At 70.8% G+C, this 14,028-nt stretch carries 8 protein-coding genes; 5 read left to right on the top strand and 3 right to left on the bottom strand.

The window, feature by feature from the left end; all coding sequences use genetic code 11:
- Positions 1-15: 15 nt before the first annotated feature.
- The 4 genes from EAO76_RS02445 to EAO76_RS02430 all read left to right on the top strand — a co-directional run bounded on the left by EAO76_RS02445 (position 16) and on the right by EAO76_RS02430 (position 7,589).
- On the top strand, positions 16-1,956 hold the full coding sequence (locus EAO76_RS02445) for a glycoside hydrolase family 5 protein (RefSeq protein WP_262375239.1): 1,941 nt from the start codon (positions 16-18) through the stop codon (positions 1,954-1,956).
- Between the two features lie 33 nt (positions 1,957-1,989).
- Positions 1,990-3,735, top strand: a complete 1,746-nt coding sequence (locus EAO76_RS02440; protein ID WP_148832832.1) for a beta-galactosidase — start codon at positions 1,990-1,992, stop codon at positions 3,733-3,735.
- 111 nt (positions 3,736-3,846) lie between these two features.
- Positions 3,847-6,891, top strand: a complete 3,045-nt coding sequence (locus tag EAO76_RS02435; RefSeq protein ID WP_148832831.1) for a glycoside hydrolase family 38 C-terminal domain-containing protein — start codon at positions 3,847-3,849, stop codon at positions 6,889-6,891.
- 38 nt (positions 6,892-6,929) lie between these two features.
- The gene (locus tag EAO76_RS02430) at positions 6,930-7,589 is read left to right on the top strand and encodes an HAD family phosphatase (protein WP_262375238.1); all 660 of its coding nucleotides are present in this window, start codon (positions 6,930-6,932) and stop codon (positions 7,587-7,589) included.
- Positions 7,590-7,800: 211 nt separating this feature from the next.
- On the opposite strand, the gene EAO76_RS02420 is transcribed toward EAO76_RS02430, so the two are convergent.
- From EAO76_RS02420 to EAO76_RS02410, 3 genes are all read right to left on the bottom strand, one after another.
- Positions 7,801-8,865: a hypothetical protein gene (locus EAO76_RS02420; RefSeq protein ID WP_148832826.1), complete on the bottom strand. Its 1,065-nt coding sequence runs from the start codon at positions 8,863-8,865 to the stop codon at positions 7,801-7,803.
- Between the two features lie 399 nt (positions 8,866-9,264).
- Positions 9,265-11,322: a phosphocholine-specific phospholipase C gene (locus tag EAO76_RS02415; RefSeq protein WP_148832825.1), complete on the bottom strand. Its 2,058-nt coding sequence runs from the start codon at positions 11,320-11,322 to the stop codon at positions 9,265-9,267.
- Positions 11,323-11,595: 273 nt separating this feature from the next.
- Positions 11,596-13,011 carry an LAETG motif-containing sortase-dependent surface protein gene (locus EAO76_RS02410; RefSeq protein ID WP_148832823.1) on the bottom strand — a complete coding sequence of 472 codons (1,416 nt, stop codon included), beginning with the start codon at positions 13,009-13,011 and terminating at the stop codon, positions 11,596-11,598.
- Positions 13,012-13,481: 470 nt separating this feature from the next.
- Here EAO76_RS02410 and EAO76_RS02405 point away from each other — a divergent pair.
- On the top strand, positions 13,482-14,028 hold a 547-nt coding region (locus EAO76_RS02405), incomplete at its 3' end, for a lytic polysaccharide monooxygenase (RefSeq protein WP_148832821.1).

The following is a 14,028-nucleotide window of genomic DNA, read 5'->3' as shown; positions in this document are numbered from 1 at the left end:
CGCAAGGAGCTTCCCGTGACCCCTCGCATCACCCTGCTCCGACGCGCGACCGCGGCCCTCGCCACGTCGTCCGCGCTCCTCCTCTGCACCCTCGTCCCCACCGCCAGCGCGGCGGACCCGGGGACGGCATCACCGCCCCCGGCCCTCACCGGCGCGCAGCTCGCCGACTCGTGGACCGCCCCGCTGTCCACCCGGGACCGGTACGTCGTCGACGCCGACGGCGACCGCTTCAAGCTCAAGTCCGGGAACTGGGCCGGCGCCCAGGGCACCTGGCAGGGCAGCGGCGACGTCGGCGACGTCGCCAACCACCAGGCGAGGCAGATGTCGAACAACATCCCGCTCGGACTGGACCGGAAGCCGATGTCCCAGATCCTGGCCGACTTCCACGCCCTGGGCCTGAACAGCATCCGGCTGCCGTTCGCCAACGCGCTCATCCACGACACGAGCACCGTCCCGGACTCGGCCGTCACCGCCAACCCGCAGCTCAAGGGCAAGACCCCGTTGCAGGTGCTCGACGCCGTCGTCGCAGCCCTGACCGCGGACGGCTTCGCCGTCATCCTCAACAACCACACCACCAGCTACCGCTTCTGCTGCGGCCTGGACGGCAACGAGCGCTGGAACAGCGGCCAGTCGACCCGGCAGTGGATCGACGACTGGGTGTTCCTGACGAAGCGCTACCGGGCCGACAAGCGGGTCGTCGGGGCCGACCTGCGCAACGAGGTCCGCCGCGACACCTGGAACGACGCCAACTGGGGCTGGGGCGACGACCACGACCTCAACAAGGCCCTGGAAGAAGCGGGCAACGAGATCCTGCAGGCCAACCCGGACATGCTCGTCATCATGGAGGGCATCAACTGGCAGGGCATACCGACCGACCTGACCCCCCACGGCCGCCCGACACTCACCCCGGTCGCCACCCTGTCCAACACCCTGATCCGCTCCGACAAACTCGTCTACGCGGCCCACTTCTACGGCTACACCGGCCCGAACCACACCGGTGCCACCGGCACGGGCGAGACGCACGACCCGCGTTACGAGGAACTCACCCCCGCACAGCTCGCCCAGGTCATCGACGACCAGGCCCTGTTCGTCACCCGGTCCGGCCAGCACTTCACCGCACCCGTGTGGATCAGTGAGTTCGGCGCCGCCGGCCGCGGCGACACCGACGCCGCGGAACGCGCCTGGTTCGCCAACTTCACCGACATCCTGGTGAAGAACGACACCGACTTCGCCATCTGGCCCCTGGTCGGCTGGACCGACGCGAACGGCACACCGCAGGACAACTGGGCCATGGTCAACTACAGCGCGGACGGCACCCGGCTCGGTGTCATGGACGCCGGCGACTGGCGCGTCACCGACTGGAACAAGCTCGTCAACACCCCCGGCAGGACCGGCAGGATCGCCCCGGCCCCGCGCTGGAACATGCTCAACCTGGACCACTCCGACTACAACGTCTCCACCACCATGCTGGCGAAGCCCGAATGGTCGCCCGGAAACCGCAAGGGCAACTGCCCCGACACCCAGCGCCTGGTCGGCCTCGGCCGCAGCGACAGCCGCGGCCTGTGCACCGACGCCGGTCAACCGGCGAAGGGAAGCGGGGACTGGACCGTCGTCACCGACGAACGGTACGTCACCGGGGGAGACTGGGCGAGCGGCTACAACAAGCTCCAGTGCCCCGACCGCACCTTCGCCGTCGGCTACAGCGTGCGGAGCAACGCGATGGCCGCCCTCCTCTGCGCCCCCGCGGCAGCCTCCCTGCCCACCTCCGGCCGCGTGCTCTGGTTCGACCGCGGCGACAACCGGCCCGCCACCGGCGGCTCGAACGCCAGCGACTGGGCACCCGGCCACTACAAGGGCCAGTGCGCCGACGACGAGTACCTCGCCGGCGTCGCCTTCACCTGGAAGTGGAACCACGGCGGAGTCCCCGACTCCCTGCTCTGCCGCCCGCTCGTCTGATCACTTCCCCATCCACACCTAGGAGCACTTGGCATGCCCCGACTGGAGATCGCCGAGGACGGATTCCGCCTCGACGACCGGCCGTTCCGCATCATCTCGGGCGGACTGCACTACTTCCGTGTCCACCCGGAACAATGGGCCGACCGGCTCCGGAAGGCACGCCTGCTGGGACTCAACACGGTCGAGACCTACGTCCCCTGGAACCTCCACGCCCCCCGGCCCGGTGAATTCCGGCTGGACGGAGGTCTCGACCTGCCCCGCTTCCTCGACCTCGCCGCCGCGGAGGACCTGCACGTCCTCCTCCGCCCGGGCCCCTACATCTGCGCCGAATGGGAGGGCGGCGGCCTGCCCCCGTGGCTGCTCGCCCAGGACGGCATCGAACTGCGCAGCCGCGACCCGCGCTTCCTGGAAGCCGTCGACGGCTATCTCGCCGCGCTCCTTCCCCCACTGAAGCCGTACCTGTCCAGCGCCGACGGGCCGGTCATCGCGGTACAACTGGAGAACGAGTACGGGGCCTACGGCAACGACACCGGCTACCTCGCGGACCTCGCCGGCCTGCTGCGCGCCCACGGAGTCGACGTCCCGCTCTTCACCTGCGACCAGCCGGCCGACCTCGCCCGCGGCGGCCTGGACGGCGTACTGCGCACCGTGAACTTCGGCAGCCGCGTCGAGGAGGGCCTCGACCGGCTGCGCCGGCTCCAGCCGGCCGGGCCGCGGATGTGCTCCGAATTCTGGATCGGCTGGTTCGACCGCTGGGGCGGAATCCACACCACCCGCGACGCCGCGGACGCGGCGGCCGACCTGGACCGCCTGCTCGCCACCGGCGCCTCCGTCAACATCTACATGTTCCACGGCGGCACCAACTTCGGCCTCACCAACGGGGCCAACGACAAGGGAACCTACCGCCCCACCGCCACCTCCTACGACTACGACGCACTCCTCGACGAGGCCGGCGACCCGACCCCCAAGTACGAGGCGTTCCGCGAGACCATCGCCCGGTACGCACCCGTCCCGGACGAGCCGATCCCGGCACCCGGCCCGAAGCTTGCCCCGACCGTCGTCGAACTCGACGCGTCCGCCGCCCTGTTCGACCGGACCCACCTGTTCGGGCGGCCGGTCCTCGCCGACCGCCCGCAGACCATGGAGGAACTCGGCCAGTCCTTCGGCTTCGTGCTGTACGAGACGGAGCTGCCGACCGCCGGACCGGCCGTGCTGCGGGTGGACGAGGTCCGCGACCGGGCCCAGGTCTTCGTCGACGGGCAGCCCGTCGGCGTACTGGAACGGGAGAACCACGAGCACGCCCTCGCGTTCGTCGCACCCAGGAGCGGCGCCCGGCTCGCGGTCCTGGTGGAGAACCAGGGCCGGGTCAACTACGGACCCGGCATCCACGACCGCAAGGGCCTGCTCGGCCGGGTCACCGTCAACGACGAGGAACCCGCCGGCTGGAGCAGCAGCCCGCTTCCGCTCGACCGCCTCGACGACCTCGCCGTCGCCCCCGCCGGACCCCTCGTCGGCCCGGCCTTCCACCGCGGTTCCTTCGAGCTCGGCCGGCCCGCCGACGGCTACCTCGCGCTGGACGGCTGGACCAAGGGCCATGCCTGGATCAACGGCTTCCCGCTCGGCCGGTACTGGTCCCGGGGCCCCCAGACCACCCTGTACGTACCCGCGCCGGTCCTGCGCCCCGGCCGCAACGAGATCACCGTCCTCGAACTCCACGCCACCACCACCCGCACCGTCGAACTGCGGGACCGGCCCGGCCTGGGACCCGACCAGGACTGACATCCGCCCAGGACCGACACCCGCCCGGGAAGCCCGGCATTCCCGGGCGGCCGACACCACCTCCCCGTACCGACACCACCGCCCGTACCGACACCCGCCCCGGAGCGCCCCGTGCACAGCAGACAACGCCTCGTCGAGCAACGCCTGAAGCGGGTGCTCAAGGAACGCATCCGGCCCGCCGTGCACGCCCGGACGGTCCCGCTCCGGGTGGAGGTGTGGGACGCCCCCGGCGAACCGGTGCCGGTCGCCGCCGGCCTGGCGGCGCCGTACCGGCCGGTCCGGGTCGGGCACCGCTGGGGACCGGCCTGGTCGACGAGCTGGTTCAGGATCAGCGGCCGGATTCCCGAGGAGTGGGCCGGACAACGCGTCGAAGCCGTCCTCGACCTCGGCTTCGACGTCACCGGCGCCGGCTTCTCCACCGAGGGACTGGTGTACCGGCCCGACGGCACCGTACTGAAGGCGCTCAACCCCCGTAACAACTGGATCCCGGTCGCCGACCCGGCCCGGGGCGGCGAGGAGTTCACCCACTGCGTCGAGGCCGCCGCCAACCCGGCCCTCTGCGACAGCCACGAGCCGACCCCGCTCGGGAACCAGCCTGCCTGGATCACCGGAAGCGGCCACACCGGTGACCCCCTGTACCGACTGCTCCGCGCGGACCTCGCCGTTTTCGACACCCAGGTCTGGGAACTCGCCCAGGACCTGGACGTCCTCGGCGAGCTGATGCACGCGCTCCCCGAATCGGACCCCCGCCGCTGGCAGCTCCTGCGGACGATCGAGCGGTCCCTGGACGCCATCGACCTCCAGGACGTCTCCGGCTGCGCGCCCGCCGCCCGCGAGGTGCTGCGCCCCGCCCTGGCGGTCCCGGCCGCACCCAGCGCCCACCGTGTCTCCGCCGTCGGACACGCCCACATCGACACCGCCTGGCTGTGGCCGCTGCGCGAGACCGTCCGCAAGGTCGCCCGGACACTCTCCAACGTCACCCAACTCATGGACGACCACCCGGACTTCCGCTTCGCCATGTCCCAGGCCCAGCAACTGGCCTGGCTCAAGGACCGGCGTCCCGAGGTCTACGCCCGGGTCCAGGAGAAGGCGAGGACCGGCCAGTTCCTGCCGGTCGGCAGCCTCTGGGTGGAGCCCGACACCAACATCACCGGAGGCGAGGCGTTCGCCCGCCAGCTGATCCACGGCAAGCGCTTCTACCTCGACGAGTTCGGCGTCGAGACCGAGGAGATGTGGCTGCCCGACACCTTCGGCTACAACGCGGCCATGCCGCAGCTGATGAAACTGGCAGGCGTGCGCTGGTTCCTCACCCAGAAGATCTCCTGGAACACCACCAACAAGTTCCCCCACCACACCTTCCGCTGGGAGGGCATCGACGGCACCCGGATCTTCAGCCACTTCCCGCCCGTCGACACCTACAACGCCGAGCTCACCGGAGCCGAACTCGCCCACGCGGTGAGCAATTTCCAGGACAAGGGAGCAGCCAACAGCTCGCTCCTGCCCTTCGGGTACGGCGACGGCGGCGGAGGCCCCACCCGCGAGATGCTGGCCCGCGCGGCGCGTCTGGGCGACCTGGACGGCTCGCCCCGGGTGGTCGTCGAGCGACCCGCGGACTTCTTCGCGCGCGCCGAGGCCGAGTACCCCGACGCCCCGGTGTGGCTCGGCGAGCTCTACCTGGAGTTCCATCGCGGCACGCTCACCAGCCAGCTGCGGACCAAGCAGGGCAACCGGCGCAGCGAGCACCTGCTGCGCGAGGCCGAACTCTGGTCGGCCACGGCGGCCGTCCGTACGGACTTCCGCTATCCGTACGAGGAGCTCGACCGGATCTGGAAGACCGTACTGCTGCACCAGTTCCACGACATCCTGCCCGGCTCCTCCATCGCCTGGGTGCACCGCGAGGCCGAGCGGACCTACACCGAGGTCCTTGCCGAACTGCGTGAGATCGTCGCCTCGGCGCAGCGCGCGCTGGCGGGCGACGGCGATCTGACCGTCGTGTTCAACGCCGCCCCGCACACCCGCGGCGACGTCCCCGCCCTCGGCGCGGCCGTCCGCACCACGGCCACCGAACCGACCGTCGGGCCGGTGCCGTCCGGTGACGGCTTCGTCCTCGACAACGGCCTCGTACGGATCGGGATCGACGCCCGGGGCCTGGTCGTCTCCGCGATCGACCTGGCGGACGGCCGTGAGGCCGTCGCCCCCGGCGAGGCGGCCAACCTGCTCCAGCTCCACCAGGACTTCCCCAACGAGTACGACGCCTGGGACATCGACGCGTTCTACCGCAACACGGTGCGCGACCTGGACGACGCCGACTCCGTGACCGCTCTGGCCGAGGGCGTCGAGGTCGTGCGCACCTTCGGCTCGTCACGGATCCGGCAGCTGTTGTCCCTGCGGGAGGGCGCGCGGCGCCTGGACATCGACACCGACATCGACTGGCACGAGCGGGAGCACCTCCTGAAGGCGGCCTTCCCCCTGGACGTCCGGGCCGACCACTCGACCGCCGAGATCCCCTTCGGCCACGTCCGGCGACCGACCCACACCAACACCAGCTGGGACGCGGCGAGGTTCGAGATCTGCGCCCACCGCTTCCTCCACGTCGGCGAACGGGACCGGGGCGCGGCGCTGGTCAACGACTCCACCTACGGACACGACGTCACCCGTGACGTACGGCCGGACGGCGGCACGACCACGACCGTACGCCTCTCCCTGCTGCGCGCCCCCCGCTTCCCCGACCCGGACGCCGACCGGGGAACACACCGCCTGCGCCACGGCCTGGTCCTCGGCGCGGACATCGCCGACGCGGTGCGCGAGGGCTACGCCTTCAACCTGCCGGAGCGCTCGGTCACCGGCGGCGAGCGGGAGGTGCCGCCCCTGGTCACCACCGGCGACGACGGTGTCGTCATCGAGGCCGTCAAGCTCGCCGACGACCGTTCCGGCGACATCGTCGTGCGCCTCTACGAGGCCCATGGCGTACGCGCCCGCACCACGCTGACGCTCTCCGCCCCGTGGCGTACCGCGACCGCCACGGACCTCCTCGAACGCCCCCTGGCCGGGGCGGACCCCATCCGGCCGGGAGCGGAGGAGGACAGGTCGCTCCACCTCGCGCTCCGGCCCTTCGAGATCCGCACCCTGCGGATCGGCCTCCGGGGGGACCGATGACGCACACGACACCGCCACCATCCACCAGGGGGGACCTCGTGCCCGCAGAACTCCAGGCCGTCCTCTTCGACATGGACGGCACACTCGTCGACACCGAGCGCCTCTGGAGACAGGCGGTCGAGGAGGAGTGCCTGGACCTCGGCCTCACCCTCACGGAGGCGGACCTCCCGCACGTCATCGGCCGCGCGACCGAGGACACCGCTGCCCACCTCGCCTCCCGCACGGCCGGCCGGGCCGAGCCGCTCCGGCTGGCCGGGTCCCTGGAACGCCGCTTCATCCACCTCGTACGAGGTGACGTGGTCCCCCTGCCGGGAGCCATGGACCTCCTGGCGGCGCTGGACGCGGCAGACGTACCCACGGCCCTGGTCTCGGCCTCGCCCCGCCCCGTCGTGGACACCGTCCTCGCCGCCCTGGGGCGCCACCGCTTCACCACGACCGTCGCCGCCGGCGAAACCCCCCGCACCAAGCCCTTCCCCGACCCCTACCGGGCGGCCCTGACCACCCTGGGCGCCTCGCCGACCGCCTGCGTGGCCGTCGAGGACAGCCCGACGGGCATCGCCTCCGCGGAGGCCGCCCGGTGCACGGTCCTCGCCGTTCCCTCCCTCGCTCCCGTCCGGCCGGCCCCGCACCGGACCGTGGTCCACAGCCTGCTGGACGTGGACGTCGCCCTGATCCGGCGCCTGGCCGCGAGGCGCTGAGAAGGCATTCCCCAGTGAGGAGACGGTGCCGATCCGGCCGAGTGCCGACGACGGCCGCCGTTCGCGCGGCGTCGCAGCACGGTGTGCGGCATGTCGTCGGTGATGACCGGCGGCCGGCCGCCGTGCTCGCCCCTGCGAGAGGCGGTGTCGAGCCCTTCCGGTGCGGACTCGCGGATGTTCCCCCGCCCGGCACCCTGCGGGAAACGGCAGCTCAGCCGGCGCGCGCAGTCCACTCCGGCGGCGTCCACAACCGGGCATTGGCGCTGCCGACCTGGATCAGCGTTCCGGTATGCCGATCCTGACGCGCCGGGCGGAACCCGTCGATCGCGAACACCTGCTGTCCGCTGGTGATGTCGACGCCCTGCAGACCGGCCTCGTCGGCGATCAGTAGATGCTCTCCGTCGGTGAAAAAGCCGAAATCGCCGACCGGCCAGGGGAACGTCGCGACCGCCTTGATCCACCGGACGCCCGGCGAGCGCGGTTCGATCGAGGTGGGGTCGAGGACGTGGACGGTACCACTGCCGGCATCGTCCCGGTCGTACACCGCGATCCGCCCGTCGTCGATCCACACCACCGGCCAGTTCCACTCCGAGACCTCGGGATACACCGCACGGCTGGGCCCGTCCTCGGACTCGTACGGGTTGTCGTGCAGCCAGGCGGTCAGGCTCCACACCGCCGGCATCCCCCACGGCTGCCACACCCAACCGCCGTCGTGGACACGAGTCCCGTCAGGACTCAGCGACAGCGCGCCGTGGAAGTAATCGAGGTCGTGCTCCGCGTCTTCCTCATCTCCATCCGGGCTGTCCCGCGCCGTAAGCACCTCGCCGGACGCGAGATCGGTGACATCCAACCGGTTCCAGTCAGTGCGATGGACGACAACCGGCCGGCCACCGTGTTCGGCGAACGCCAACGCGAACGGGACGGTTTCACAGCAGTAATCCCCGCCGTCCAACTCCAACACCGGCGAACCGGTGGTGAGATCTACGACGGTGCCGTACCGACCGCGGTCCTGGACCACCGCCGCCCAACGGCCACATCGAGACACATGAAGCCGCAGTCGAACGCCGCCACCGTACTCGGACGCCGGCCTCTCCTCCCGATACCGGGCCACGTCCTGCACCTCGCCGGTCGTCGGCGTCCACCGCGCCAGCCGTCCGTCCTCGGACAGCACCAGCCACACCGGCCCCGCGTCGCCGAGGGCCGTCGGCAACGCTGCCACATCCACGACCGGCCGCAGCGCGTCGGGAACTGCCACGTCCACCGTGATCGTCGCCATATTGATCCCCTCGGTGCGCCCGTGCGACCCCTCGCGGCAACGTGAACAGCAGGTGATACGGCATCGTATCGGCAAAGTCGGTGAGCGCCGCGATGCCGGTCACGGCGATGAGGTCGGCACGGATCCGGTCCATGTCGGGCTCATTCTCGCGCAGGTCCGCCCCGGTTGGTCATGAGCGTGATCGCGGCCCGGACGATGCTGATCTCGGGGTGCGCCGACCGCAGCCCTCACACACCCGTTCCCCTGCCTCCCCGGCGTCCTTGGACACCCCGCCGGCCCAGGGCCCGAAGCTGTTCAGAACCGGGGATCGGGAACAGGTACTCACGGGCCCGAGCCGGAGAGCCGGGTCGGGCCCGTGACATGCGGCGGATCGGACCGCGGCTCCCCGGGGCGCGGGCCTCACACGGTCGCGATGCCCGGGTCGCTCGTGCCGGCCTGCCCGTTCTCCACGTGCCCGGCCAGCCGCCGCAGGTATCCGGCGTTGCCCTCGACGACGACCGTCAGGTCGTACCAGCGTTTGGTGGCGCGCAGGTCGACGCTCTGCTCGACGGTGGCACCGGCGCGGACCGTGAGGTTCAGGGGCTTGCCACCGTAGGCGTTGGTCACGGTGAGGTGCGCGTCGGCGGCCGACGGGTTCGTCAGGACGAACCGCAGACCGCCGGTGGCACCGTCATGACGTGCCGTCACCTCCGGCTCGGCGGCCTTGTTGTTGCCCCGGAAGGTACGCAGGAAACCGTTCGGGCCGTGCACCGTGAGGTCGTAACCACCGCCGGAGTAGACCGAGTTCCAGCTGTCGGAGACCGGCTTGCCGGCCGCCGCCGTGTACGTCCACGGGCCGTCCGTGCGCTTCTGCGAGCGCACCTGGAAGGCGGCCCCCGCCCGGTCCCCCGCGCCGAACGTCAGCCGGTACTTGCCGGTCGAGAGGTCCGCGGCCCCGTCGACGTAGGGCTCGTACGCGAGCGGGCGGCTCGGCCGCGCCCCGGCCTCCTGCCGGGGCAGGGCGCCCTGGGCGGGCGGCTTCGGGACGTAGCTGTTGTGGCGGTCGCGGTCCGGCGGGGCGTAGCCCGCGGTGTCCGGCAGGTCCGCCGGGTCCGTGACCCGGAGGGAGAAGTCGAAGGCGGACGTCAGGTCGCCGCAGATGGCGCGCCGCCACGGCGAGATGTTGGTCTCCGCCACCCCGAACCGCTTCTCCATGAAGCGCAGGATCGAGGTGTGGTCGAAGGTCTCCGAGCAGACGTACCCGCCGGTGGACCACGGCGAGACGACGATCATCGGTACGCGCTGCCCGAGCCCGTAGGGACCGGCGGCGTACCCGATGCTGCCCTTGTAGTGGTCGAGTGCGGTGTCGACGGTGGACAGGCCCTGGTTCGCCGAGGCCGGCGGGTAGGGCGGCACGACGTGGTCGAAGTAGCCGTCGTTCTCGTCATAGGTGATGAACAGGGCGGTCCTGCTCCACACGTCGGGGTTCGAGGTGAGCGCGTCGAGCACGTGCGAGATGTACCAGGCCCCGTAGTTCGCCGGCCAGTTGGGGTGCTCGGAGAAAGCCTCGGGAGCGGCGATCCAGGAGATCTGCGGCAGCTTCCCGGCCCTGACGTCGGCCTCGAGGATGTCGAAGTACCCGTCTCCCGCCTTGGCGTTCGTGCCGGTGCGGGCCTTCTCGTACAGGGGGTCGCCGGGCTTGGCGTTGCGGTAGTTGTTGAAGTACAGCAGGGAGTTGTCGCCGTAGTTGCCGCGGTACGCGTCGTTGATCCAGCCCCAGCCGCCGGCCGCGTCGAGGCCGTCGCCGATGTCCTGGTACACCTTCCAGGAGACGCCCGCCTTCTCCAGCCGTTCGGCGTACGTCGTCCAGCCGTAGCCCGCCTCCTGGTTGCCGAGGACCGGGCCGCCGCCGGTGCCGTCGTTGCCGACATGGCCGGAGAGCATGTAGTAGCGGTTCGGATCGGTCGCGCCGATGAACGAGCAGTGGTAGTCGTCGCAGACGGTGAACCGGTCGGCGAGGGCGTAGTGGAACGGGATGTCCTCGCGCGTCAGGTACGCCATGGTGCCGGTGCCCTTGGCCGGTATCCAGTTGTCGTACTTGCCGTTGTTGAACGCGCTGTGGCCGCCGGCCCAGTCGTGGTCGAGACCCGCGATGAACTGCATGCCCAGGTTCTCGGCATCGGGGCGGTACGGCAGGGTCTCCTTGCCGAAGCTCGTCTGGTGCCAGACCGGTTTGCCACTGGGGAGCGTCACCGGGCGGGGGTCGCCGAAGCCCCGGACGCCCTTCATCGACCCGAAGTAGTGGTCGAAGGAGCGGTTCTCCTGCATGAGGACGACGATGTGCTCGATGTCCTGGACGGTTCCGCTGCGGCGCGCCGCGGGGATGGCGGCGGCACGGTCGATGGAGCCGGAGAGGGCGGCGAACCCCGTGGCGGCTCCGGCGATCTGGAGGAAGCGACGCCGATCGATCCCGGTCATGAGTGGGGGTCCTCCTGTTGCCTCGGTGATGTTCGTCCACGAAGAGGGGCAACGGGAGTATTCAAGAGGACTCCGCACGAGGGAAGACGGGCAGAGGTGACGGTCGCGCAAAATGTGGGCGACCGGTGTGCAGGCACTGTGCACACCATGCGTACGGACACTGCGCGCACCATGTGTGCGGGCATGCGTACGGCCCCGGGCGAGGTGCTCCGGGGCCGTACGGACGGTGTGTCGGGTCGCCGCTCGGGGGCGGCCGTCAACCGTGCGAGTGGTTCACCGGCCGGTGGCCTTCTTCCGGCGGAGGAAGAACACGGCGCCACCGCCGAGCACGACGAGTACGGCGGCGATGCCGGCGATCATCGGGGTGGCACTGGAACCGCCGGTCTCGGCGAGGTCGCCCTCGTCGGTGGGAGAGGCGGCGGAGACGTCGGTGTCCTTGTCATCGGGCGCCGCGTGGGTGGGCATGGCGGAGGGGGCCTGCGACGGCTTGGTCCCGGGGGCGGCCGTCCTGCAGTCGAGGACGCCCCGGAAGGACTTCTCGAAGCCGTTCGGACCGGTGACGGTGAAGTCGTACGCCGCGTCCTCGGCGACCGGGACGGTCACGGTCTTGGTCCCACCGGGGGCGACGGTGTGCTGAGCGCCCTTGAGGTCGAAGGTCCACGCCTCGTCGCCCTCGTTGGTGGCGGTGACGTCGACGCCGCCCTTCACACAGTTGTTGGCGATGGTGACGGCGGGGACGGCGCCCTTCTTGGCCCAGGACGCGGACGCCCCGGCGGTGACGGCGGCATCGCTGGACCCGGCCAGGATGAGCGTCTGGCTGGGGCCGTCGGTGCTGACGAAGGCGCGGCCGAGCGGAACCCCGGTGGTGGCCCGGGCGGTCAGCTCCGCCGAACCGTCGGGGGTGCCGGCGGGGACGTCCAGGAAGACCTGGTCGCCGTTCTTCGCCGCCTTGACGGGCGTGCCGTTCGTGTCGACGATCCGGATGCCGGCCGGGGCACCGGGGGCGAGCGCGAGGGTGACGGTCGACGCGCTCGTGGCGACGGTGACCGGACCGACGCGGTCACCGGACTTGCCCGCGACGGACGAGGGGGAGAGGGCGAGGGACTCCTTCGGCTCCTGGAGGCTCTGCGCCTTGTCGAGCAGGTAGTCGGTCAGCAGCTTGGCATCGGCGTCGGCCGGGGTGGCCGTCACCTTGTCCGAGAAGTGCCAGATCGCTGCCTGCGTCGCCGCGGCGGCGTCATTCCGGTCGAGGTTCTTGGCCCCGACCTTCTCGGCCAGGTCCTTCACCGCGACCTCGGGGTAGGAGTTCTTCAGGACCCACAGGATCTTCCCGGCGTCGCCGTTGTCGTGCAGGGAGGACTGGTCCCAGCCGACCTCCTTGTAACGGAAGTCCTGCCGCGCCCCGGTGCGCAGGTCGATGCAGTAGGTCGAGAGCGTGCCGCCCTGCTCGGTCCGCATCTCGAACAGGCCCGCGCGTCCGACGGACCACCGGCTCCCGTTCGCCTCCTTGATGTCGACCGGGCCGGAGTCGGTCAGGCCGCCGAGCTTCGCCGTGGCGCCACCCGCGCCCCGGTCGCCCTGGTCGGCCGCGGCGGGGCCGGCGAGGGCTATCGCCCCCGTCGCGACCAGACCCGTGGCCAGGGAGACGGCGGCCAGGCGGGCGGTGCCGCGTCTGAAGACAGAAAACATTGAATTCCCCTCGAAGGCAGGCTGCTCCGTGTCGTCGGTTGTTGCACACGGAAAAAGGAGCCTGCGGCAGACGTGCCGAATCGAGCGGAGCTGACGCGCCACCCGAGTACACGGGAATCCTAGGTATGTGATTCATGCCGATTGCCGGTCATAGGGATGGGATAAGGGTAGCGAGTCACAATCGTTACCGGCCGTGCCCAACAAGGGCGAGAACGCGGGAAGAAGGCGGGAAGGAGCACTGCGCGGCCCGTCGACGGCATGATCGGACCGGGCCGGTCCGGGGTTTGTGTGAGCACAGCCTGAGGTGTTCCTTAAGGCATCCATAAGAACGTCCCACCGGATTTCCGGAAGGGCGGTCGGCGCGGCTTTCGGGGTTAGGTTGCTGATCGCCGGGCCGCGGGGGAAAGCGTGTCGAAAGGCCACCTCGCCGCCCTGCCCCCGGACATCAACGTTGGTGAGGAGCTCATCCCATGACCATTCGTCACAAGGCCGCCGCGTGCACCGCCGCAGGTGCCGCATCGCTGGTTCTGGCCGCGCTGTCGAGTGCCCCCGCGGCGGCGCACGGGTCGATGACGGATCCGGTGAGCCGGGTCTCCGCCTGTTACGCGGAGGGCGTGGAGTCGCCGCAGTCGGCGGCGTGCAAGGCGGCTGTCGCGGCGAGCGGGAAGCAGGCCTTCTACGACTGGAACGCGGTCAACATCGCGAACGCGGCCGGTAAGTCGAAGCAGATCATTCCGGACGGCAAGCTGTGCAGCGCGGCCAACGAGAAGTACCGGGGCCTGGATCTGCCCCGGGCGGACTGGCCGTCGACGAAGATGTCCGCGGGCGGCCACACCTTCCACTACAAGGGAACCGCCCCGCACAAGGGTTCCTTCGCGCTGTACATCACGAAGGACTCCTACGACCCGACGAAGCCGCTGAAGTGGTCGGACCTGGAGGCGAAGCCCTTCGTGGAGGTCGCCGACCCGAAGATGGAGAACGGCGACTACGTCTTCCGGGGCGATGTTCCCGCGAGGT

Origin of the sequence: Streptomyces sp. sk2.1, assembly GCF_008120935.1 — a bacterium.
Lineage (GTDB): Bacteria > Actinomycetota > Actinomycetes > Streptomycetales > Streptomycetaceae > Streptomyces.
Note: the sequence above shows the minus strand (reverse complement) of the source record. Positions and strands in the feature narration are given on the sequence as shown.

Coding starts and splice junctions, on each gene's coding strand:
- EAO76_RS02420 (WP_148832826.1), bottom strand. CDS start 8,865: ATGGCGACGATCACGGTGGACGTGGCAGTTCCCGACGCGCTGCGGCCG.
- EAO76_RS02440 (WP_148832832.1), top strand. CDS start 1,990: ATGCCCCGACTGGAGATCGCCGAGGACGGATTCCGCCTCGACGACCGG.
- EAO76_RS02415 (WP_148832825.1), bottom strand. CDS start 11,322: ATGACCGGGATCGATCGGCGTCGCTTCCTCCAGATCGCCGGAGCCGCC.
- EAO76_RS02410 (WP_148832823.1), bottom strand. CDS start 13,011: ATGTTTTCTGTCTTCAGACGCGGCACCGCCCGCCTGGCCGCCGTCTCC.